This is a genomic window from Pseudomonas iranensis, assembly GCF_014268585.2.
Taxonomy (GTDB): Bacteria; Pseudomonadota; Gammaproteobacteria; order Pseudomonadales; family Pseudomonadaceae; genus Aquipseudomonas; species Aquipseudomonas iranensis.
In genome coordinates, this window is sequence record NZ_CP077092.1 from 5,584,541 (window position 1) to 5,606,602 (window position 22,062).

Sequence of the window (22,062 nt, forward strand, 5' to 3'; positions counted from 1 at the left end):
CATGAAAAAGATCCACTGCGCCGAGCGCCCCGACTGGAAACACACCGCCGAAAGCCTCGGTTTCCTGTTCCACACCATCGACGACGAACCGTACTGGGACGAAAGCGCCTACTACCAGTTCAGCCTGGCGCAGATCGAAAACGATCTCGAAGATCCGACCACCGAACTGCACGAGATGTGCATGGATCTGGTTGATCGCGTCGTCAACAGCGAGGAGTTGCTCGATCGCCTCAGCATCCCGGCGGCGTACTACGACATGATCCGCACCTCCTGGCGCGAGGGTCATCCGCATCTGTACGGTCGCATGGACTTTTCCTACAGCGGCAACGGGCCGGCGAAACTGCTGGAACTCAACTACGACACGCCGACCAGCCTTTATGAGGCGGCGGCGTTTCAATGGGGCTGGCTGGAACAATGCATCGAGCGTGGCACGCTGCCGCCGCATGCTGACCAGTTCAACAGCATCGACACCAAGCTGCATCAGGCCTTCGCCGAATTGCAGTTGAAGCGGCCGTTCTACTTTGCCTCGATGAAGGACTCGGTCGAGGACAAAGGCACCACCGACTATCTGCGGCTGATCGCGGAAAAGGTCGGCATCGAATCACGCCACATCGATATCGAAGACATCGGCCTGACGGCTGAGGGCCGTTTCGTCGATCTGCAGGATCGCTGGATCCCGCATCTGTTCAAGCTGCACGCCTGGGAATTCATCTTCCACGAACCGTTCGGCGCGGCGATCGCCGAATGCGATACGCAGTTTTTCGAGCCGGCGTGGAAGGCGATCCTGTCCAACAAGGGTGCGCTGCCGCTGCTGTGGGAAGCGCACAAGGAACATCCGAATCTGCTCGCTGCGCACCTTGATCCGAATCCGCAGAGTGCGGTGCCGAAGGGCTGGGTGCGCAAGCCGTACTTTTCCCGCGAAGGTGCCAACATCGAACTGCAAACAGCGGAAGGTCTGATCATCAAAGAGGACGGGCCCTACACCGACGCGCCATTCATCCTGCAGGAGTTCGCACCGCTGCCGAAGTTTGGCGACAGCTACACGCTGATTGGCTCGTGGGTGATTGGTGATGAGGCGGCAGGGATTGGTGTGCGCGAGGACAACAGTCTGATCACCAGGGACTCCAGCCGCTTCCTGCCGCATCTGATTCTGGATTAAGACGAAGTTACCTTGTGGGAGCGACCCTGCTCGCGAAAGCGTCCTGTCAGTTAGTGGTGCGCCGACTGATCTGACGCCTTCGCGAGCAGGCTCGCTCCCACAGGAGATTGCGAGTAGCCAGGAATTTCCTGAACAAAAAAGGCCCGTCGTTTAAGCGACGGGCCTTTTTCATTTAAGACGGTTACAGCGGCAAATCAGAACGGAATATCGTCATCGAAGCTGTCGAAATCCGGAGCCGGTTGCGGTGCGGCCTGCTGAGGTGCCGGAGCCGAACGCTGCTGGGGAGCCGACTGCTGCGGGCGTGGAGCCTGCTGACGTGGCGCCTGCTGCTGGTAGTTGTTGCCGCCTTGCTGATCGCCCTGTTGTGGACGGCCGCCGAGCAGTTGCATGGTGCCTTGCATGTCGACCACGATTTCAGTGGTGTAACGCTTGATGCCGTCCTTTTCCCACTCGCGGGTCTGCAGTTTGCCTTCAATGTAGACCTGCGAACCCTTGCGCAGGTATTCACCGGCGATCTCGGCAACCTTGCCGAACATCGACACACGGTGCCACTCGGTCTTCTCGACCTTCTGACCGGTCTGCTTGTCGGTCCATTGTTCGCTGGTGGCCAGACTCAGGTTGGTCACGGCGTTACCGTTAGGCAGGTAGCGAACTTCGGGATCCTGGCCGCAAGTGCCGACCAATATGACTTTGTTAACCCCACGGGCCATAACGTTCTCCTAAGCGTCGCACGCAGCCCCGGCCGGGTTGTTGACCAGGCGTTCGAGGGTGCTGCGATCCACTAATTCTTTGTCCAGTTTGATGTAAACAGCCGCCTCTTCGGCGACTATCACTGCATCTGTTACCCCTACCAGGGCCTTGAGGCGCTCGACCAGACCCGCTTCGCGGATCGCTTCGGGCGACAACGGCAAGCGCAGGCTCGTCACGTAGGGAGGTTCGCGCATGGTAACAGCAAAGGCCAGCCAAAGTGCAGCCAGCGCGGCGCATCCGAGGAACACAACCGACAGACCGCCATGCTGGAACAACCAGCCGCCGAGTATCCCGCCGAGTGCCGAACCGAGGAACTGGCTGGTGGAGTACACGCCCATGGCCGTGCCCTTGCCGCCTGCCGGTGAAACCTTGCTGATCAGCGACGGCAACGATGCCTCGAGCAGATTGAACGCGGTGAAAAACACCACCGTACCGATCACCAGAGCACGCAGGCTATCGCCGAACTGCCAGAAGAATAGTTCAGTCAGCATCAATGTCATGACGGCGCCGAGCAAAACTCGTTTCATTTTGCGTTTCTTCTCGCCGTAGATAATGAACGGGATCATGGCGAAGAACGAAATCAGCAGCGCGGTGAGGTAGACCCACCAGTGCTGTTCCTTGGGCAGACCGGCTTTTTCCACCAGTGCCAGCGGCAAGGCGACGAAGCTCGACATCAACATGGCATGTAACACAAAGATGCCCAGATCCAGGCGCAGCAGGTCCGGGTGCTTGAGAGTCGGCATCAGCGCCTGCCGGGCCACGCCGGATTCCCGGTGCTGCAACGGCCCTGTGGACTGCGGCACCATGAACATGATGATCAGGATGCCGACCAGCGCCATGGCGCCAGTGGCAAGGAACAGCCCGGACAGCCCGAACGCACTGGTCAGTAACGGCCCGACCACCATGGCCACGGCAAACGACAGGCCGATGGTCATGCCGATCATCGCCATGGCTTTGGTCCGATGCTGCTCGCGGGTCAGGTCGGAAAGCAGCGCCATCACCGCTGCGGAAATCGCCCCGGCGCCTTGCAGGATCCGCCCGGCGATCACACCCCAGATCGAATCGGCCTGGGAAGCCAGAACACTGCCGAGAGCGAAGACGATCAGGCCGAGGTAGATCACCGGCCGGCGACCGATGCGGTCGGAAATGATCCCGAACGGAATCTGGAAAATTGCCTGGGTCAGACCGTAAGCGCCAATCGCCAGCCCGATCAGGGCCGGGGTCGCTCCCGCCAGATCCATGCCATAGGTCGCCAGCACCGGCAACACCATGAACATGCCAAGCATACGGAAGGCGAACACCAGGGCCAGACCGCTCGCCGCGCGGGTCTCGCTGCCACTCATGCGTTCGCTGTGGGGATCGTGCATGGAAAAACCTCGTGTGAACCGGCGGCGATTCTACCAGTCCCATCGGAAGACGGGGTATATCGCGACGCTATGACGCGTATAGATGAAACTCTCTTCATGAACGGCAAAACGCCCTTCGTTTGATAGTGTGCATCCATCCAGTATTTGCCCGTATACTCCTACGTTTTCGACGCCCGCCAAGCGAGGCCACTTTGGACAAGATCCTGATACGTGGGGCCCGTACCCACAACCTGAAGAACATCGACCTGACCCTGCCACGGGACAAACTGATCGTCATCACCGGCCTGTCCGGATCCGGCAAGTCGTCCCTGGCGTTCGACACGCTGTATGCCGAAGGTCAGCGCCGCTATGTCGAATCGCTGTCGGCCTATGCCCGGCAGTTCCTGTCGATGATGGAAAAACCCGACGTCGACACCATCGAAGGCCTGTCGCCGGCGATCTCCATCGAACAGAAGTCGACCTCGCACAACCCGCGTTCCACGGTCGGCACCATCACCGAAATCTACGACTACCTGCGCTTGCTCTATGCCCGCGTCGGTACGCCGCGTTGCCCGGATCACGACATTCCACTGGAGGCGCAGACCGTCAGCCAGATGGTCGATCTGGTGCTGGCGCAGCCGGAAGGCAGCAAACTCATGCTGCTGGCGCCGGTGATCCGCGAGCGCAAGGGCGAACACCTGTCGGTTTTCGAAGAATTGCGTGCGCAAGGTTTCGTCCGCGCCCGGGTCAACGGGCGGATCTGCGAACTCGACGAGCTGCCGAAGCTGGATAAACAGAAGAAGCATTCCATCGATGTGATCGTCGATCGCTTCAAGGTCCGCGCCGATCTGCAGCAACGTCTGGCCGAATCCTTCGAAACCGCGCTGAAACTGGCCGACGGCATTGCCCTGGTGGCGCCAATGGACGACGAGCCCGGCGAAGAAATGATCTTCTCCGCACGCTTCGCCTGCCCGATTTGCGGCCATGCGATCAGCGAACTGGAACCCAAGCTGTTTTCCTTCAACAACCCGGCCGGCGCCTGCCCGACCTGCGATGGCCTGGGCGTGAAGCAGTTCTTCGACATCAAGCGTCTGGTCAATGGCGAGCTGACCCTGGCCGAAGGTGCAATACGCGGCTGGGACCGGCGCAACGTCTATTACTTCCAGATGCTCGGCTCACTCGCCTCGCACTACAAGTTCAGCCTGGACAAGCCCTTCAACGAGCTGAGCGCCGAGCAGCAGAAGTTCATCCTGCACGGCAGCGGCTCGCAAAACGTCGACTTCAAATACCTGAACGATCGTGGCGATATCGTCAAACGCTCGCACCCGTTCGAAGGCATCGTGCCAAACCTGGAGCGCCGTTACCGTGAAACCGAATCGGCGAGCGTGCGTGAAGAGCTGGCCAAGTTCCTCAGCCATCAGGCCTGCCCGGATTGCCGTGGCACGCGTCTGCGCCGCGAAGCCCGGCACGTCTGGGTCGGTGAGAAAACCCTGCCGGCAGTGACCAATCTGCCGATCGGCGATGCCTGCGAATATTTCGGTGCGCTGAAGATGACCGGTCGGCGTGGCGAGATCGCTGACAAGATCCTCAAGGAAATCCGCGAGCGTCTGCAGTTTCTGGTCAACGTCGGACTCGACTATCTATCGCTGGATCGCAGTGCCGACACATTGTCCGGTGGCGAGGCGCAGCGGATTCGTCTGGCAAGCCAGATTGGCGCCGGCCTGGTCGGCGTTCTGTATATCCTCGATGAACCATCCATTGGCCTGCATCAGCGCGACAACGATCGGCTGCTCGGTACGCTCAAGCATTTGCGCGATATCGGCAACACGGTGATCGTGGTCGAGCATGATGAAGACGCGATTCGTCTGGCTGACTATGTCGTCGATATCGGCCCTGGCGCCGGTGTGCACGGCGGGCGGATCGTTGCCGAAGGCACGCCGGACGAAGTCATGGCGCACCCGGATTCGCTGACCGGCAAATACCTGTCCGGCCGGGTGAAGATCGAAGTGCCGGCCAAACGCACGCCGCGCAACAAGAAGCTCAACCTGTCGCTCAAAGGTGCGCGTGGCAACAATCTGCGCAACGTCGATCTGGACATCCCGATTGGTCTGCTGACTTGCGTGACTGGCGTATCCGGTTCGGGCAAATCGACACTGATCAACAACACGCTGTTCCCGCTGAGCGCAACGGCACTCAACGGTGCGACCACGCTGGAAGCCGCCGCGCATGACAGCATCAAAGGTCTGGAACATCTCGACAAAGTCGTCGACATCGACCAGAGCCCGATCGGCCGTACGCCGCGTTCCAACCCGGCGACCTACACCGGGCTGTTCACACCGATCCGCGAACTGTTTGCCGGCGTGCCCGAGTCGCGCTCCCGTGGTTACGGCCCGGGGCGTTTCTCGTTCAACGTCAAGGGCGGTCGCTGCGAAGCGTGCCAGGGCGATGGCCTTATCAAGGTGGAAATGCACTTCCTGCCGGACATCTATGTGCCCTGTGATGTGTGCAAGAGCAAGCGCTACAACCGCGAAACCCTTGAGATCAAATACAAGGGAAAGAGCATCCACGAAACCCTCGAAATGACCATCGAGGAAGCGCGGGAGTTCTTCGACGCGGTGCCGGCACTGGCGCGCAAGCTGCAGACGTTGATGGATGTTGGCCTGTCGTACATCAAGCTGGGGCAGTCGGCGACGACCTTGTCCGGTGGTGAAGCACAGCGGGTCAAGTTGTCGCGAGAACTGTCCAAACGCGATACCGGCAAGACTCTGTACATCCTCGACGAACCGACCACCGGCCTGCACTTCGCCGATATCCAGCAATTGCTCGACGTTCTGCATCGCCTGCGCGACCACGGCAATACCGTGGTGGTGATCGAGCACAACCTTGATGTGATCAAGACCGCTGACTGGCTGGTGGACCTCGGTCCTGAAGGCGGTTCCAAAGGCGGGCAGATCATTGCCACCGGTACGCCGGAGGAAGTTGCCGAGATGAAGCAATCTCACACCAGCCATTATCTCAAGCCGCTGCTGATCCGCGATCGGGCCTGACCGCCAGGCATGAAAAAGCCCCTGTCACCGTTGAAGTGACAGGGGCTTTTTTATAGCCGTTGCAATCAGGACGCGTGGGATTGCAGGTAATTCTCGAGACCGATCAGTTTGATCAGGCCCAGCTGCTTTTCCAGCCAGTAGGTGTGATCTTCTTCGGTGTCATTGAGTTGAACCCGCAGAATCTCACGGCTGACGTAGTCCTTGTGTTGCTCGCAAAGCTCGATGCCTTTGCACAGCGCAGCGCGGACTTTGTATTCGAGGCGCAGATCAGCTTCGAGCATCGCAGGCACCGTGGTGCCGACATCCAGATCATCCGGACGCATGCGCGGCGTGCCTTCGAGCATCAGAATCCGCCGCATCAGCGCATCGGCGTGGCCGGCTTCTTCTTCCATCTCGTGGTTGATGCGCTCGTAGAGCTTGGTGAACCCCCAGTCCTCATACATCCGCGAATGAACGAAATATTGATCACGCGCGGCCAGTTCGCCGGTCAGCAACGTATTGAGGTAATCGATTACATCTGGGTGGCCTTGCATCGCCCTACATCTCCCTTCCTGAAAGTCTGTAGTTTGAACCAACCTGACCGGAAGGTCACTCGCTTCGCGCAATAAAAGCGAAGATATTCTGAGAAAACCGAGCCAAATAACGCAAAAACCGCCCAAATGAGGGCGGTTCTGCTTCTCGTTTAGACTACGTTAAGCTGTCAGTTGAGCAGCTTTGCGATTGCTTCTCCATACGCCGGATCGGCTTTGTAGAAATGCTGCAACTGGCGATCGACGACGTCGCTTGAAACACCCGCCATTGCGCCGGCAATGTTGCTGACCAGCAATGCTTTCTGCTCGTCGCTCATCAAGCGGAACAAGGCACCGGCATGGCTGTAGTAGTCGGTATCTTCGCGGTGATCATAGCGATCAGCGGCACCGCTCAAGGCCAGCGCTGGCTCTGCGTAATGCGGCGCTTGCTTCGGCGACTCAACGTAGCTGTTCGGTTCGTAGTTTGGCGCCGCGCCGCCATTGCTGCCGAACGCCATGGAGCCGTCACGCTGATAAGTATTCACCGGGCTGCGCGGAGCGTTCACCGGCAATTGCTGGTGATTGGTGCCCACACGGTAGCGGTGCGCGTCAGCGTAGGCGAATACACGGCCTTGCAGCATGCGGTCTGGCGACAGACCGACGCCTGGCACCATGTTGCTCGGGCCAAACGCAGCCTGTTCAACTTCAGCGAAGTAGTTCAGCGGGTTGCGATTCAACTCCAGCTCACCGACTTCGATCAGCGGAAACTCCTTCTGCGACCACGTCTTGGTCACGTCGAACGGATTCTCGTAATGAGCCGCCGCTTGCGCTTCGGTCATGATCTGAATGCACACGCGCCATTTCGGGAATTCACCGCGCTCGATGGCCTCGAACAGGTCACGCTGCGCGTAGTCCGGATCGGTACCGGCCAAACGGGCGGCGTCGGCGGGCGCCAGGTTCTTGATGCCTTGCTGGGTCTTGTAGTGCCACTTCACCCAGTGACGCTCGCCTTTGGCGTTGATCAGGCTGTAAGTGTGACTGCCGAAGCCGTGCATATGGCGATAGCCGTCAGGGATGCCGCGATCAGAAAACAGGATGGTGACCTGGTGCAGCGCCTCAGGCGAATGCGACCAGAAATCCCACATCATCTGCGCGCTTTTCAGGTTGCTTTGCGGCAGACGCTTTTGCGTGTGGATAAAGTCAGGAAACTTCAGCGGATCACGGATGAAGAACACTGGCGTGTTGTTGCCAACGATGTCCCAATTGCCTTCCTCGGTGTAGAACTTCAAGGCGAAGCCGCGCGGATCGCGCTCGGTGTCGGCCGAACCACGCTCGCCACCTACGGTGGAAAAGCGCAGAAAGGTTGGCGTTTGTTTGCCTACCGACTCGAACAACTTTGCACTGGTGTATTCAGTGATGTCACGGGTAACGGTGAACGTGCCGTAGGCGCCCGAGCCTTTAGCGTGGACACGGCGCTCAGGAATGTTTTCACGGTTAAAGTGCGCGAGTTTTTCGATCAGATGGAAATCGTCGAGAAGCAGCGGACCGCGTGGGCCGGCGGAACGGGAATTCTGGTTGTCAGCGACTGGCGCGCCACTGGCGGTTGTAAGCGTCTTGGTCTGGCTCATGCGGTCTTCTTCCTCTGTCAGTCTTGAACTGCCGGCTAATGGGCTTGGCGGGAAGTATTGATCATCGACGTTACAGCTACAAATTCATTAACTTGCAGACATCGATAGATAATTACTAATTATGTTTTCCCGGCACATAGTGGCAGTTCAACCATGTCAGAAACTTGTACGGACGGCGCATTTCTTACAGGCACAAAAAACCGGGCACTAGGCCCGGTTCTTTGTTTCAGACTGACGTCTTACTCGGCGGATACAGCTTCGCCAGCAGTAGCACGATCAACCAACTCGACGTACGCCATAGGCGCGTTGTCGCCAGCGCGGAAACCGCACTTGAGGATGCGCAGGTAGCCACCCTCACGGGTAGCGTAACGCTTGCCCAGGTCGTTGAAGAGCTTACCAACGATAGCTTTCGAACGAGTACGGTCGAAAGCCAGACGGCGGTTAGCCAGGCTGTCTGTCTTGGCCAGAGTGATCAGCGGCTCGGCAACGCGGCGCAGTTCTTTGGCTTTTGGCAGAGTAGTTTTGATCAGCTCGTGCTCGAACAGCGACACCGCCATGTTTTGGAACATGGCCTTGCGGTGCGAGCTGGTGCGGCTCAGGTGACGACCACTTTTACGATGACGCATGGTTCATTCCTTACCAAACACTACGTTCGGTGATTACGACGATCAGGCAGTCGCCTTGTCGTCCTTCTTAAGACTTGCAGGCGGCCAGTTGTCGAGGCGCATGCCGAGGGACAGACCGCGGGAGGCCAGAACGTCCTTGATTTCAGTCAAGGATTTCTTGCCCAGGTTCGGAGTCTTCAACAGCTCTACTTCGGTACGCTGAATCAGGTCGCCGATGTAGTAGATGTTTTCCGCCTTAAGGCAGTTAGCCGAACGTACAGTCAGTTCCAGATCGTCAACCGGGCGAAGCAGGATCGGATCGATCTCGTCTTCCTGCTCGACAACCAGCGGCTCACTTTCACCTTTGAGGTCGACGAACGCAGCCAGCTGCTGTTGCAGGATGGTTGCAGCGCGACGGATAGCCTCTTCAGGATCCAGGGTACCGTTGGTTTCCAGATCAATAACCAGCTTGTCCAGGTTGGTACGCTGCTCGACACGGGCGTTTTCCACCACGTAAGCGATACGGCGAACCGGGCTGAACGAAGAGTCGAGCTGCAAGCGACCGATGCTGCGGCTTTCGTCTTCATCGCTCTGACGCGAGTCGGCTGGTTCATAACCACGACCACGAGCTACGGTGAGCTTCATGTTCAGGGCGCCGTTAGACGCCAGGTTAGCGATTACGTGATCGGGATTAACGATCTCGACATCATGATCCAGCTGAATATCGGCAGCGGTAACCACCCCCGAACCCTTCTTCGACAAGGTCAGCGTAACTTCGTCACGACCGTGCAGCTTGATGGCCAGACCTTTAAGGTTCAACAGGATTTCAATTACGTCTTCCTGTACACCTTCGATGGCGCTGTACTCGTGGAGCACACCGTCAATCTCGGCCTCGACTACTGCGCAGCCGGGCATTGAGGACAACAGGATGCGGCGCAGCGCGTTGCCCAGGGTGTGGCCAAAACCACGCTCGAGAGGCTCGAGAGTGATCTTGGCGCGGGTTGGACTGACAACCTGCACATCAATGTGGCGGGGTGTCAGGAACTCATTTACCGAAATCTGCATGGATGCACCTATTTTCTAGCCCTTACTTGGAGTAGAGCTCGACAATCAGGCTTTCGTTGATGTCGGCGGACAGATCACTGCGAGCAGGAACGTTCTTGAAAACGCCCGACTTCTTCTCAGTGTCTACTTCTACCCATTCTACGCGGCCACGTTGGGCACACAGATCGAGAGCTTGGACAATGCGAAGTTGGTTTTTTGCTTTCTCGCGAACTGCAACCACGTCACCAGCACGAACCTGATACGACGGAACGTTTACGGTCTGACCGTTTACGCTGATCGACTTGTGCGATACCAGCTGGCGGGATTCGGCACGAGTCGAACCAAAGCCCATACGGTATACAACGTTGTCCAGACGGCATTCGAGCAGTTGCAGCAGGTTTTCACCGGTTGCACCTTTCTTGCCAGCAGCTTCTTTGTAGTAGCCGCTGAACTGACGCTCGAGAACGCCGTAGATACGACGGACCTTCTGCTTTTCACGCAGTTGGGTGCCGTAGTCGGACTGGCGACCGCGGCGTTGGCCGTGGATACCAGGTGCTGCTTCAATGTTGCACTTCGATTCGATCGCGCGCACGCCGCTCTTCAGGAAGAGATCGGTGCCTTCGCGACGAGCGAGTTTGCATTTTGGACCAATGTAACGAGCCATTCTTTACAATCTCCTGGATTACACGCGGCGCTTCTTCGGCGGACGGCACCCGTTGTGCGGGATTGGCGTCACGTCGGTGATGCTGGCGATCTTGTAGCCACAGCCGTTCAAAGCGCGGACTGCGGATTCACGACCTGGACCTGGACCCTTGACGTTTACGTCGAGGTTTTTCAGGCCGTATTCCAGCGCAGCTTGACCAGCACGCTCAGCAGCTACTTGAGCAGCGAACGGGGTGGACTTGCGGGAACCGCGGAAACCCGAACCACCGGAGGTAGCCCAGGAAAGAGCGTTACCTTGACGGTCGGTAATGGTCACGATGGTGTTGTTAAAAGATGCATGGATGTGGGCGATGCCATCAACCACTGTCTTTTTAACTTTTTTACGAGGACGAGCAGCAGGTTTTGCCATGATTAAATTCCTGTCGATTCGCTGGGGCGATTACTTGCGGATCGGCTTACGCGGACCTTTACGGGTACGCGCGTTGGTCTTGGTACGCTGACCGCGTACTGGCAGACCACGACGATGACGCAGACCGCGATAGCAACCGAGGTCCATCAAGCGCTTGATTTTCATGTTGATTTCGCGACGCAGGTCACCTTCAGTGGTGAACTTCGCCACTTCGCCACGCAGCTGTTCAATTTGCTCGTCGCTCAGATCTTTGATCTTTGCTGCTGGGTTTACCCCAGTCACTGCACAGATCTTCTGCGCAGTAGTGCGACCAACACCATAGATGTAGGTCAGCGAGATAACAGTATGCTTGTTATCTGGAATGTTAACGCCTGCAATACGGGCCATTCAGTGGGACTCCAATTGACAGCTACCTACGCCCCGGAAGCCAAGAAATAGGGCGCGAGATAATATCGCTGTAATAACAAATAATCAACCCGGTAGCGCACTAGCTACCGGGCTTGAAGCACAATCACACTCAGCCTTGGCGCTGTTTGTGACGCGGTTCCGCGCTGCAAATTACTCGAACAACACCTTCGCGGCGAATAATCTTGCAGTTACGGCACAGCTTTTTCACCGATGCACGAACTTTCATCACCAACTCCTCGAACCTTATGGGTACTCAGCGCAACATGCCGCTGCCGTAACCCTTCAGGTTGGCTTTCTTCATCAGGGATTCGTACTGGTGCGAAACGAGGTGCGATTGTACTTGGGACATGAAGTCCATCACAACCACGACCACGATCAGCAACGAGGTCCCGCCAAGGTAGAACGGAACGTTTGCTGCAACCACCAGGAATTGGGGCAACAGGCACACGGCCGTCATGTAAAGAGCACCGAACAGGGTCAAGCGGGTCAGAACGCCATCAATATAGCGCGCAGACTGCTCACCTGGACGGATGCCCGGAATAAAGGCACCGGACTTCTTCAGGTTTTCCGCTACGTCTTTCGGATTGAACATCAACGCCGTATAGAAGAAGCAGAAGAAAATAATCCCTGCACTAAACAGCAGAATATTCAACGGCTGACCAGGAGCGATCGACTGCGAGATGTCCTGCAACCAGCCCATACCTTCAGACTGACCGAACCAGGCACCCAACGAAGCCGGAAACAGCAAGATGCTGCTCGCGAAAATAGCCGGAATAACACCGGCCATGTTCACCTTCAGCGGCAAGTGGCTTGTCTGCGCAGCAAAAACCTTGCGGCCCTGCTGACGCTTGGCGTAGTGAACAGCAATACGACGCTGACCACGCTCAATGAACACCACGAAACCGATAATCGCTACTGCCAGCAAACCGATGGCAACCAGGGCGAAGATGTTGATATCACCCTGACGCGCAGACTCGAAAGACTGCCCGATTGCTCTCGGAAGACCGGCGACGATACCCGAAAAAATCAACATCGAGATACCGTTGCCAACACCACGCTCAGTAATCTGCTCACCCAGCCACATCATGAACATCGCACCAGCCACAAATGTGGTTACCGCGACGAAATGGAAGCCAAAGTCACCAGTGAACGCGACGCCCTGCCCCGCCAGACCAATGGACATGCCAATAGCCTGGACCAGAGCGAGAGCGACGGTGAGGTAGCGGGTGTACTGGCTAATCTTGCGACGGCCAGCTTCACCTTCCTTCTTCAACTGCTCCAGCTGCGGGCTGACGGCGGTCATCAGTTGCATGATGATCGATGCCGAAATGTACGGCATGATCCCCAGTGCAAAGATGCTCATCCGTTCCAGCGCGCCGCCGGAGAACATGTTGAACAAGCTAAGAATGGTCCCCTCATTCTGTCGAAACAGGTCTGCGAGTCGGTCCGGGTTGATACCTGGAACCGGGATGTGTGCGCCTATTCGGTAGACGATAATCGCCAGGAACAGAAAACGCAGACGAGCCCAGAGTTCAGACATACCGCCTTTGCCGAGCGCAGAGAGAGCACCTTGCTTAGCCATTTATTCCTCGAACTTGCCGCCAGCTGCTTCGATAGCCGCACGCGCACCTTTGGTGGCGCCGATTCCCTTGCCGATAGTGACAGCGCGAGTCACTTCACCGGACAGCATGATTTTCACACGCTGTACGTTGACGTTGATCACGTTGGCATCTTTCAGGGACTGCACAGTAACGATGTCGCCTTCCACTTTGGCCAGCTCGGACAAACGCACTTCTGCGCGATCCATGGCTTTCAGGGAAACGAAACCGAACTTGGGCAGACGACGATGCAGCGGCTGTTGACCGCCTTCAAAGCCTGGAGCGATGGTGCCACCGGAGCGGGAGGTCTGACCTTTGTGACCACGGCCACCAGTCTTGCCCAAACCACTACCGATACCACGGCCCGGACGATGCTTTTCGCGACGGGAACCCGGCGCTGGACTCAGATCATTGAGTTTCATCGATTAACCCTCGACACGCAGCATGTAGTAAGCCTTGTTGATCATCCCGCGATTCTCGGGAGTATCCTGGACTTCTACAGTGTGACCGATGCGACGCAGACCCAGACCCTTAACGCACAGTTTGTGGTTAGGGATGCGGCCGGTCATGCTTTTGATCAGCGTAACTTTAACGGTAGCCATGATTACTTGATCTCCTCAACACGCAAGCCACGCTTGGCAGCGATGGACTCAGGAGACTGCATAGCCTTCAGACCCTTGAAAGTGGCGTGAACCACGTTTACCGGGTTAGTCGAGCCGTAGCACTTGGCCAGAACGTTCTGAACGCCAGCAACTTCGAGGACAGCACGCATAGCGCCGCCAGCGATGATACCGGTACCTTCAGAAGCAGGCTGCATGTACACCTTCGAAGCGCCGTGAGCGGACTTCATTGCGTACTGCAGAGTGGTGCCGTTCAGGTCAACTTGAATCATGTTGCGGCGAGCAGCTTCCATTGCCTTCTGGATCGCAGCAGGCACTTCACGTGACTTGCCACGGCCGAAGCCAACACGCCCCTTACCATCACCAACCACGGTCAACGCGGTGAAAGTGAAGATACGGCCGCCTTTAACGGTTTTGGCTACGCGGTTAACTTGAACCAGCTTCTCGATGTAGCCTTCGTCGCGCTTTTGGTCGTTATTTGACATAACTTAGAACTCCAGCCCAGCTTCACGAGCAGCATCAGCCAGCGCTTTAACGCGGCCGTGGTACTTGAAGCCAGAGCGGTCGAAAGCCACTTGCGAGACGCCAGCGGCCTTAGCACGCGTAGCGACCAGCTGGCCAACCTTTGTGGCCGCGTCGATGTTGCCAGTGGCACCATCACGCAGTTCTTTATCCAAAGTCGAGGCACTTGCCAGGACTTTGTTGCCGTCGGCCGAGATGACCTGGGCGTAGATGTGCTGCGACGAGCGGAACACGCAGAGACGCACGACTTCGAGTTCGTGCATTTTCAGGCGTGCTTTGCGAGCGCGACGCAGTCGAGTAACTTTTTTGTCGGTCATTTGCTATGCCCTACTTCTTCTTGGCTTCTTTACGACGGACGACTTCGTCCGCGTAGCGCACACCTTTGCCTTTGTACGGCTCTGGTGGACGGAAGTCGCGGATCTCGGCGGCCACTTGACCTACCAGCTGCTTGTCGATGCCCTTGATCAGGATATCGGTCTGGCTAGGAGTCTCAGCGGTGATGCCTTCCGGCAGTTCGTAATCCACTGGGTGCGAGAAGCCAAGAGCCAGGTTCAGAACCTGACCTTTTGCTTGCGCTTTGTAACCAACACCGACCAGCTGGAGCTTGCGCTCGAAGCCTTGGCTTACGCCCTGGACCATGTTATTTACCAACGCACGCGTGGTACCGGCCATTGCGCGAGTTTGTTGATCGCCATTGCGAGCAGCGAAACGCAGCTCACCAGCTTCTTCAACGATCTCCACGGACGAATGGATGTTCAGTTCAAGAGTACCCTTGGCACCCTTCACCGAAAGCTGTTGGCCTGCGAATTTGACTTCGACACCGGCTGGCAGCTTAACGGGGTTCTTAGCGACGCGAGACATGCTTATCCCCCCTTAGAACACAGTGCAAAGAACTTCGCCGCCGACACCGGCAGCGCGCGCAGCACGATCCGTCATCACACCTTTGTTGGTGGAGACGATAGACACGCCAAGACCGCCACGAACTTTCGGCAGATCTTCAACGGACTTGTACTGACGCAGGCCTGGACGACTAACGCGCTTCACTTCTTCGATAACCGGACGGCCTTCGAAGTACTTCAGCGAGATGGACAGCGACGGCTTGGCGTCGGTGGTGATCTGAAAATCCGCGATGTAACCTTCGTCCTTCAGGACTTTTGCTACAGCTGCCTTCAACGTGGAAGACGGCATGCTTACGACAGACTTTTCAGCCATCTGGGCATTACGGATTCGAGTTAGCATGTCCGCTAACGGGTCCTGCATACTCATGGGCTAGACGCTCCTAATACAAAAAAATTAGCCTTGCGGCTACTACTTGTCGCCGAGAACTTCCGGGCAGAAAAACACGGGCTCAGGCGAGCCGGTCATTCTAGACACACCCCAGAAATGAATCAAGCCCCAAAAGGGGCTTGATTCAGATTCAAGGCCACCGATGGTCAGGTTCTTGCGAACCCGAACATCGAGACTTTGACAACTGTTACCAACTGGCTTTAACCAGACCTGGTACGTCACCACGCATTGCAGCTTGACGCAGCATGTTACGGCCGAGGCCGAACTTGCGGTACACGCCGTGCGGACGACCAGTCAGGCGGCAACGGTTACGCATGCGCGAAGCGCTTGCGTCACGTGGTTGCTTCTGCAGAGCTACGGTAGCTTCCCAACGCGCTTCTGGACTTGCGTTCAGATCGACGATGATAGCTTTCAGCGCTGCACGCTTGGTGGCGTACTTGGCAACGGTGAGCTGACGCTTCAGCTCACGGTTCTTCATGCTCTTCTTGGCCATTTTCCTACTCCAATCAGTTGCGGAACGGGAATTTGAAAGCACGCAGCAGAGCGCGGCCTTCATCATCGTTCTTGGCAGTGGTGGTCAGGGTAATGTCCAGACCGCGGAGAGCATCGATCTTGTCGTAGTCGATTTCCGGGAAGATGATCTGCTCTTTCACGCCCATGCTGTAGTTGCCACGACCATCGAAGGACTTGGCATTCAGGCCGCGGAAGTCGCGAACCCGAGGCAGGGAGATCGACAGCAGACGATCCAGGAACTCATACATACGCTCACGGCGCAGGGTCACTTTGACGCCGATCGGCCATCCTTCGCGGACTTTGAAGCCAGCGATGGATTTACGAGCGTAGGTCACAACGACTTTCTGGCCGGTGATCTTTTCGAGGTCAGCAACAGCGTGCTCGATGACTTTTTTGTCGCCGATCGCTTCGCCCAGACCCATGTTCAGGGTGATTTTGGTAACGCGCGGAACTTCCATCACGTTCGAAAGCTTAAGTTCTTCCTTAAGTTTCGGAGCGATTTCCTTCCGGTAAATCTCTTTTAGTCGTGCCATGGTCTTCTACCTAGCAGTGTTCAAGCATCAACCGCTTTTTGGGTCGACTTGAAGACACGAATTTTCTTACCGTCTTCTACTTTGAAACCAACGCGGTCAGCCTTGTTGGTTTCGCCGTTGAAGATGGCGACGTTGGAAGCGTGCAGTGGCGCTTCTTTCTCGACGATACCGCCCTGTACGCCCGACATCGGGTTAGGCTTGGTATGACGCTTGACCAGGTTCAGACCACCAACAACCAAACGGTTGTCAGCAAGAACCTTCAGCACCTTACCGCGCTTACCTTTGTCTTTGCCGGCGATCACGATGATCTCGTCGTCACGACGAATCTTTTGCATGTCGGATCTCCTTACAGCACTTCTGGGGCGAGCGAGACGATCTTCATGAACTTCTCAGTACGAAGTTCACGGGTCACTGGCCCAAAGATACGGGTGCCGATCGGCTCTTGCTTGTTGTTCAGAAGAACAGCAGCGTTGCCATCAAAGCGGATAATGGAGCCATCAGCACGACGTACGCCGTGACGAGTGCGGACTACAACAGCAGTCATCACTTGGCCTTTTTTCACTTTACCGCGAGGAATTGCTTCCTTGACGGTAACTTTGATGATGTCACCGATACCAGCGTAACGACGATGGGAGCCACCCAGCACCTTGATGCACATAACACGGCGAGCGCCGCTGTTATCGGCCACATCGAGCATGGATTGAGTCTGAATCATATAATTTCTCCGACCCCTAGCCCTTAGACTTCCACAGCGCGTTCGAGAACATCAACCAGCGCCCAAGACTTGGTCTTGGCCATCGGACGAGTTTCACGAATAGTGACTTTGTCGCCGATGTGGCACTGATTGGTTTCGTCGTGCGCGTGCAGCTTAGTCGAACGCTTAACGTATTTACCGTAGATCGGGTGCTTTACGCGACGCTCGATCAGAACGGTGATGGTTTTGTCCATCTTGTCGCTGACAACACGGCCAGTCAGCGTACGGACAGTTTTTTCGGCTTCAGCCATGATCACTTACCTGCCTGCTGGTTGAGCACAGTCTTCACGCGAGCGATGTCACGCTTAACTTGCGAGAGCAGATGAGACTGCCCCAACTGGCCAGTTGCTTTCTGCATGCGCAGATTGAACTGGTCGCGCAGCAAGCCGAGCAGTTGCTCGTTCAGCTGCTGTGCGGATTTTTCACGAAGTTCATTCGCTTTCATCACATCACCGTCCGTTTAACAAAGGAGGTGGCGAGCGGCAGCTTTGCAGCAGCCAGGGCGAAAGCCTCACGCGCCAGCTCTTCAGAAACACCCTCGATTTCATACAGGACTTTGCCTGGCTGAATCTGGGCAACCCAGTACTCCACGTTACCCTTACCTTTACCCATACGAACCTCGAGAGGTTTCTTGGAGATCGGCTTGTCCGGGAATACACGGATCCAGATCTTGCCGCCACGTTTTACGTGACGGGTCAGAGCACGACGCGCTGACTCGATCTGACGAGCGGTGAGACGACCACGAGCAACAGACTTCAGCGCGAACTCGCCGAAGCTGACTTTGCTACCGCGCAGTGCCAGACCACGGTTGTGGCCGGTCATCTGCTTGCGGAACTTCGTACGCTTTGGTTGCAACATTTGGCGTACCCCTTACTTAGCAGCTTTTTTACGAGGCGCTGGTGCTTGTGGTTTCAGTTCTTCTTGGCGACCACCAATAACTTCGCCTTTGAAGATCCAAACCTTTACACCGATCACACCGTAAGTGGTGTGAGCTTCGTAGTTGGCATAGTCGATGTCGGCACGCAGGGTGTGCAGTGGCACACGACCTTCGCGATACCATTCAGTACGTGCGATTTCAGCACCGCCGAGACGACCGCTCACTTGGATTTTGATGCCTTTGGCACCAATGCGCATGGCGTTCTGTACAGCGCGCTTCATAGCGCGACGGAACATTACACGACGCTCCAGCTGCTGAGCTACGCTCTGCGCAACCAGCATACCGTCGAGCTCCGGCTTGCGGATCTCTTCGATATTGATGTGCACAGGCACACCCATTTGCTTGGTCAGGTCCTGACGCAGTTTCTCAACATCTTCACCTTTCTTCCCGATAACGATACCTGGACGAGCGGTGTGGATGGTGATGCGTGCAGTTTGGGCCGGACGATGGATATCGATACGGCTTACGGACGCGCTTTTTAGTTTGTCTTGGAGATACTCACGCACTTTCAGATCTGCGAACAAGTAGTCCGCATAAGTCCGACCGTCTGCGTACCAGACGGAGGTGTGCTCCTTGACGATTCCCAGGCGAATGCCAATGGGATGTACTTTCTGACCCATCTCTTCGACTCCGTTACTTGTCAGCAACCTTGACAGTGATATGGCAAGACCGCTTGACGATGCGATCAGCACGGCCTTTGGCACGCGGCATGATGCGCTTCAGCGAACGCCCTTCGTTGACGAAAACGGTGCTGACCTTCAGGTCATCAACGTCTGCGCCTTCGTTATGCTCGGCGTTGGCTACGGCCGACTCCAGCACTTTCTTCATGATCTCGGCGGCTTTCTTACTGCTGAAAGCCAACAGGTTGAGCGCTTCGCCCACCTTCTTCCCGCGGATCTGGTCGGCGACCAAGCGGGCTTTCTGGGCGGAGATTCGAGCGCCCGACAACTTAGCGGCTACTTCCATTTCCTTACCCCTTAACGCTTGGCTTTCTTGTCAGCCACGTGCCCGCGATAGTTGCGGGTACCGGCGAACTCGCCCAGTTTGTGGCCGACCATGTCTTCGTTAACGAGAACTGGGACGTGCTGACGACCGTTGTGTACTGCGATGGTCAGACCGACCATTTGTGGCAGGATCATCGAACGACGCGACCAGGTTTTAATTGGTTTGCGATCGTTCTTTTCCGCCGCCACTTCGATCTTCTTCAGTAGGTGAAGATCAATAAAAGGACCTTTTTTCAGAGAACGTGGCACTGTCGTATCCCTCTATTTACTTGCGACGACGGACGATCATTTTGTCGGTACGCTTATTACCACGAGTCTTCGCGCCCTTAGTCGGGAAGCCCCATGGCGATACCGGATGACGACCACCAGAGGTACGACCTTCACCACCACCATGTGGGTGGTCAACCGGGTTCATGGCAACACCACGAACGGTTGGGCGAACGCCACGCCAGCGTTTGGCACCAGCTTTACCCAGCGAACGCAGGCTGTGCTCGGAGTTCGAGACTTCGCCCAGGGTCGCACGGCATTCAGCCAGGACTTTACGCATTTCACCGGAACGCAGACGCAGGGTCACGTAGACACCTTCACGAGCGATCAGCTGAGCCGAAGCACCAGCGGAACGAGCGATCTGTGCACCTTTACCTGGCTTCAATTCGATGCCGTGTACGGTAGAACCGACTGGAATGTTGCGCAGCTGCAGAGCGTTGCCTGGCTTGATTGGAGCCAGAGCGCCTGCGATCAGCTGGTCGCCAGCACTCACGCCTTTAGGGGCGATGATGTAGCGGCGCTCGCCGTCTGCGTAGCACAGCAGTGCGATGTGAGCAGTACGGTTTGGATCGTATTCGATACGCTCGACAGTGGCGACGATGCCATCTTTGTCGTTGCGACGGAAATCGACCATACGGTAATGCTGCTTATGACCACCACCGATGTGACGAGTGGTAATACGGCCATTGTTGTTACGACCACCAGACTTCGATTTTTTCTCGAGCAGCGGTGCGTGAGGAGCGCCTTTATGCAGCTCCTGGTTGACCACCTTGACCACAAAACGGCGGCCAGGGGAAGTCGGTTTGCATTTAACGATTGCCATGATGCACCCCTTCCTTACTCAGCACTGCTGCTGAAATCGAGATCTTGGCCTGGCTGAAGGGAGATAACTGCCTTCTTCCAGTCATTACGCTTGCCCAGACCGCGAGCAGTGCGCTTGCTCTTACCCAGAACGTTCAGGGTAGTGACGCGCTCTACTTTCACGCTGAACAGGCTTTCGACGGCCTTCTTGATTTCCAGCTTGGTTGCATCGGTAGCAACCTTGAAAACGAACTGGCCTTTCTTGTCTGCCAGAACCGTAGCCTTCTCGGAAACGTGCGGGCCAAGCAGAACTTTAAATACGCGTTCCTGGTTCATCCCAGCAGCTCCTCGAATTTCTTCACGGCCGACACGGTGATCAACACCTTGTCGTATGCGATCAGACTAACTGGATCGGAACCTTGCACGTCACGTACATCTACGTGCGGCAGGTTGCGAGCAGCCAGGTACAGGTTCTGATCAACAGCGTCCGACACGATCAGAACGTCGGTCAGGCTCATGTTGTTCAGTTTGCCCAGCAGATCTTTGGTTTTCGGAGTTTCAACAGCGAAATCCTGAACCACGACCAGACGATCAGTACGCACCAGCTCAGCAAGGATGGAACGCATTGCTGCGCGATACATCTTCTTGTTCAGCTTCTGGGAGTGATCCTGTGGACGAGCTGCGAAAGTGGTACCGCCGCCACGCCAGATTGGGCTACGGATAGTACCGGCACGAGCACGGCCAGTACCTTTCTGACGCCATGGGCGCTTGCCGCCACCACGAACGTCGGAACGGGTCTTCTGCTGCTTGCTACCTTGACGGCCGCCGGCCATGTAGGCCACGACTGCTTGGTGAACCAGCGTCTCGTTGAATTCGCCGCCAAATGTCAGTTCGGAAACTTCGATCGCTTGAGCGTCATTTACATTTAATTGCATGTCAGCTTCCCCTTAACCGCGAGCCTTGGCTGCTGGACGTACAACCAGGTTGCCGCCAGTAGCGCCAGGAACAGCACCCTTGACCAACAACAGATTGCGTTCAGCGTCCACGCGCACTACTTCCAGGGACTGCACGGTCACGCGCTCAGCGCCCATATGACCGGACATTTTTTTGCCCTTGAATACACGACCAGGAGTCTGGCACTGGCCGATAGAGCCTGGGACGCGGTGGGATACGGAGTTACCGTGGGTGTTATCTTGCCCGCGGAAATTCCAACGCTTGATCGTACCCTGGAAGCCTTTACCCTTGGACTGACCGGTTACATCAACCAGTTGACCAGCGGCGAAGATTTCAGCGTTGATCAGATCGCCAGCCTGGTACTCGCCTTCTTCAAGGCGGAATTCCATGGTGGTGCGACCAGCGGCAACGTTCGCTTTAGCGAAGTGGCCAGCCTGAGCTGCTGTTACACGCGAAGCGCGACGCTCGCCGACAGTGACCTGCACTGCACGATAGCCATCGGTCTCTTCAGTTTTGAACTGGGTGACGCGATTCGGCTCGATCTCAATGACCGTGACCGGAATGGAGACACCTTCTTCGGTGAAAATACGGGTCATACCGCATTTACGACCGACTACACCAATAGTCATGTTGTAAACCTCATGAGTGTACGGGGCTTTCACCCGCTATGGCCGCCCATTTCAGAGCGTTACACGACCAAGACC

General features: G+C 56.5%; 33 protein-coding genes. 2 read left to right on the forward strand and 31 right to left on the reverse strand.

The window, feature by feature from the left end; translation table 11 throughout:
- The first annotated feature begins 1 nt into the window (after position 1).
- A complete protein-coding gene (locus HU724_RS25185) occupies positions 2-1,159 on the forward strand; it encodes a glutathionylspermidine synthase family protein (protein ID WP_186568808.1) in 1,158 nt (385 codons plus the stop codon).
- 194 nt (positions 1,160-1,353) lie between these two features.
- Here the strand turns inward: HU724_RS25185 and HU724_RS25190 are convergent, their stop codons facing one another.
- Both HU724_RS25190 and HU724_RS25195 read right to left on the reverse strand, forming a co-directional pair.
- Complete coding sequence (locus HU724_RS25190; protein WP_016772950.1) at positions 1,354-1,869, reverse strand: single-stranded DNA-binding protein; 516 nt, start codon at positions 1,867-1,869, stop codon at positions 1,354-1,356.
- A gap of 9 nt (positions 1,870-1,878) precedes the next feature.
- Entirely contained in the window at positions 1,879-3,276 is a 1,398-nt protein-coding gene (locus HU724_RS25195; protein ID WP_122747494.1) for an MFS transporter, read from the reverse strand.
- Positions 3,277-3,467: 191 nt separating this feature from the next.
- Here HU724_RS25195 and uvrA point away from each other — a divergent pair, with 191 nt between their 5' ends.
- The gene (uvrA, locus tag HU724_RS25200; RefSeq protein ID WP_186568807.1) at positions 3,468-6,302 is read left to right on the forward strand and encodes an excinuclease ABC subunit UvrA; all 2,835 of its coding nucleotides are present in this window, start codon (positions 3,468-3,470) and stop codon (positions 6,300-6,302) included.
- A 65-nt stretch (positions 6,303-6,367) separates the two neighbouring features.
- Here the strand turns inward: uvrA and bfr are convergent, their stop codons facing one another.
- The 29 genes from bfr to rplC form a co-directional block, all read right to left on the reverse strand.
- Positions 6,368-6,835, reverse strand: a complete 468-nt coding sequence (gene bfr / locus HU724_RS25205) for a bacterioferritin (RefSeq protein ID WP_039761939.1) — start codon at positions 6,833-6,835, stop codon at positions 6,368-6,370.
- A 167-nt stretch (positions 6,836-7,002) separates the two neighbouring features.
- Positions 7,003-8,439 carry a catalase gene (locus HU724_RS25210; RefSeq protein WP_122506582.1) on the reverse strand — a complete coding sequence of 479 codons (1,437 nt, stop codon included), beginning with the start codon at positions 8,437-8,439 and terminating at the stop codon, positions 7,003-7,005.
- A gap of 239 nt (positions 8,440-8,678) precedes the next feature.
- A complete protein-coding gene (rplQ, locus tag HU724_RS25215) occupies positions 8,679-9,065 on the reverse strand; it encodes a 50S ribosomal protein L17 (protein WP_003176402.1) in 387 nt (128 codons plus the stop codon).
- Positions 9,066-9,107: 42 nt separating this feature from the next.
- Positions 9,108-10,109, reverse strand: coding sequence for a DNA-directed RNA polymerase subunit alpha (locus tag HU724_RS25220; RefSeq protein WP_016772946.1), 1,002 nt, complete (start codon positions 10,107-10,109; stop codon positions 9,108-9,110).
- Positions 10,110-10,131: 22 nt separating this feature from the next.
- Complete coding sequence (rpsD, locus tag HU724_RS25225) at positions 10,132-10,752, reverse strand: 30S ribosomal protein S4 (protein ID WP_003176404.1); 621 nt, start codon at positions 10,750-10,752, stop codon at positions 10,132-10,134.
- Between the two features lie 18 nt (positions 10,753-10,770).
- Positions 10,771-11,160 (reverse strand): 30S ribosomal protein S11, encoded by a 390-nt coding sequence (gene rpsK, locus HU724_RS25230; RefSeq protein ID WP_002555466.1) that lies wholly within the window; start codon positions 11,158-11,160, stop codon positions 10,771-10,773.
- Positions 11,161-11,190: 30 nt separating this feature from the next.
- Positions 11,191-11,547, reverse strand: a complete 357-nt coding sequence (gene rpsM / locus HU724_RS25235; protein ID WP_003186020.1) for a 30S ribosomal protein S13 — start codon at positions 11,545-11,547, stop codon at positions 11,191-11,193.
- Between the two features lie 130 nt (positions 11,548-11,677).
- Entirely contained in the window at positions 11,678-11,794 is a 117-nt protein-coding gene (gene rpmJ / locus HU724_RS25240) for a 50S ribosomal protein L36 (RefSeq protein ID WP_002555468.1), read from the reverse strand.
- Positions 11,795-11,821: 27 nt separating this feature from the next.
- Complete coding sequence (secY, locus tag HU724_RS25245; protein WP_016772945.1) at positions 11,822-13,150, reverse strand: preprotein translocase subunit SecY; 1,329 nt, start codon at positions 13,148-13,150, stop codon at positions 11,822-11,824.
- Positions 13,151-13,588, reverse strand: coding sequence for a 50S ribosomal protein L15 (gene rplO, locus HU724_RS25250; RefSeq protein WP_003228720.1), 438 nt, complete (start codon positions 13,586-13,588; stop codon positions 13,151-13,153).
- Positions 13,589-13,591: 3 nt separating this feature from the next.
- Positions 13,592-13,768, reverse strand: coding sequence for a 50S ribosomal protein L30 (gene rpmD, locus HU724_RS25255; protein ID WP_003176408.1), 177 nt, complete (start codon positions 13,766-13,768; stop codon positions 13,592-13,594).
- 2 nt (positions 13,769-13,770) lie between these two features.
- Positions 13,771-14,271 carry a 30S ribosomal protein S5 gene (gene rpsE, locus HU724_RS25260; RefSeq protein WP_007955637.1) on the reverse strand — a complete coding sequence of 167 codons (501 nt, stop codon included), beginning with the start codon at positions 14,269-14,271 and terminating at the stop codon, positions 13,771-13,773.
- 3 nt (positions 14,272-14,274) lie between these two features.
- On the reverse strand, positions 14,275-14,625 hold the full coding sequence (gene rplR, locus HU724_RS25265; RefSeq protein ID WP_003186037.1) for a 50S ribosomal protein L18: 351 nt from the start codon (positions 14,623-14,625) through the stop codon (positions 14,275-14,277).
- Positions 14,626-14,635: 10 nt separating this feature from the next.
- A complete protein-coding gene (rplF, locus tag HU724_RS25270) occupies positions 14,636-15,169 on the reverse strand; it encodes a 50S ribosomal protein L6 (RefSeq protein WP_003228722.1) in 534 nt (177 codons plus the stop codon).
- A 12-nt stretch (positions 15,170-15,181) separates the two neighbouring features.
- Positions 15,182-15,574 carry a 30S ribosomal protein S8 gene (rpsH, locus tag HU724_RS25275; RefSeq protein ID WP_016772944.1) on the reverse strand — a complete coding sequence of 131 codons (393 nt, stop codon included), beginning with the start codon at positions 15,572-15,574 and terminating at the stop codon, positions 15,182-15,184.
- A 208-nt stretch (positions 15,575-15,782) separates the two neighbouring features.
- Positions 15,783-16,088, reverse strand: a complete 306-nt coding sequence (rpsN, locus tag HU724_RS25280) for a 30S ribosomal protein S14 (RefSeq protein WP_003186042.1) — start codon at positions 16,086-16,088, stop codon at positions 15,783-15,785.
- A gap of 13 nt (positions 16,089-16,101) precedes the next feature.
- Positions 16,102-16,641 carry a 50S ribosomal protein L5 gene (gene rplE / locus HU724_RS25285; protein WP_003210069.1) on the reverse strand — a complete coding sequence of 180 codons (540 nt, stop codon included), beginning with the start codon at positions 16,639-16,641 and terminating at the stop codon, positions 16,102-16,104.
- A 20-nt stretch (positions 16,642-16,661) separates the two neighbouring features.
- Positions 16,662-16,976, reverse strand: a complete 315-nt coding sequence (rplX, locus tag HU724_RS25290; protein ID WP_003186046.1) for a 50S ribosomal protein L24 — start codon at positions 16,974-16,976, stop codon at positions 16,662-16,664.
- An 11-nt stretch (positions 16,977-16,987) separates the two neighbouring features.
- Entirely contained in the window at positions 16,988-17,356 is a 369-nt protein-coding gene (gene rplN / locus HU724_RS25295) for a 50S ribosomal protein L14 (RefSeq protein ID WP_002555479.1), read from the reverse strand.
- A gap of 23 nt (positions 17,357-17,379) precedes the next feature.
- Positions 17,380-17,646: a 30S ribosomal protein S17 gene (rpsQ, locus tag HU724_RS25300; protein WP_003194644.1), complete on the reverse strand. Its 267-nt coding sequence runs from the start codon at positions 17,644-17,646 to the stop codon at positions 17,380-17,382.
- 2 nt (positions 17,647-17,648) lie between these two features.
- Entirely contained in the window at positions 17,649-17,840 is a 192-nt protein-coding gene (gene rpmC / locus HU724_RS25305; protein ID WP_002555481.1) for a 50S ribosomal protein L29, read from the reverse strand.
- Positions 17,840-18,253, reverse strand: a complete 414-nt coding sequence (gene rplP, locus HU724_RS25310; protein ID WP_003228729.1) for a 50S ribosomal protein L16 — start codon at positions 18,251-18,253, stop codon at positions 17,840-17,842. Before rplP ends, rpmC begins: the two co-directional genes overlap by 1 nt.
- A gap of 12 nt (positions 18,254-18,265) precedes the next feature.
- Positions 18,266-18,952 (reverse strand): 30S ribosomal protein S3, encoded by a 687-nt coding sequence (rpsC, locus tag HU724_RS25315; RefSeq protein WP_003176422.1) that lies wholly within the window; start codon positions 18,950-18,952, stop codon positions 18,266-18,268.
- A gap of 13 nt (positions 18,953-18,965) precedes the next feature.
- Complete coding sequence (rplV, locus tag HU724_RS25320) at positions 18,966-19,298, reverse strand: 50S ribosomal protein L22 (protein ID WP_003103908.1); 333 nt, start codon at positions 19,296-19,298, stop codon at positions 18,966-18,968.
- Positions 19,299-19,309: 11 nt separating this feature from the next.
- Positions 19,310-19,585, reverse strand: a complete 276-nt coding sequence (rpsS, locus tag HU724_RS25325) for a 30S ribosomal protein S19 (RefSeq protein WP_011336172.1) — start codon at positions 19,583-19,585, stop codon at positions 19,310-19,312.
- Positions 19,586-19,601: 16 nt separating this feature from the next.
- Entirely contained in the window at positions 19,602-20,426 is an 825-nt protein-coding gene (rplB, locus tag HU724_RS25330; RefSeq protein WP_016772943.1) for a 50S ribosomal protein L2, read from the reverse strand.
- 14 nt (positions 20,427-20,440) lie between these two features.
- Positions 20,441-20,740 carry a 50S ribosomal protein L23 gene (gene rplW / locus HU724_RS25335; RefSeq protein WP_002555488.1) on the reverse strand — a complete coding sequence of 100 codons (300 nt, stop codon included), beginning with the start codon at positions 20,738-20,740 and terminating at the stop codon, positions 20,441-20,443.
- Positions 20,737-21,339 carry a 50S ribosomal protein L4 gene (gene rplD, locus HU724_RS25340; RefSeq protein WP_003228735.1) on the reverse strand — a complete coding sequence of 201 codons (603 nt, stop codon included), beginning with the start codon at positions 21,337-21,339 and terminating at the stop codon, positions 20,737-20,739. The genes rplW and rplD overlap by 4 nt, the downstream gene beginning before the upstream one ends.
- Positions 21,340-21,351: 12 nt before the next feature.
- The gene (rplC, locus tag HU724_RS25345) at positions 21,352-21,987 is read right to left on the reverse strand and encodes a 50S ribosomal protein L3 (RefSeq protein WP_003228738.1); all 636 of its coding nucleotides are present in this window, start codon (positions 21,985-21,987) and stop codon (positions 21,352-21,354) included.
- Between the last annotated feature and the right edge of the window lie 75 nt (positions 21,988-22,062).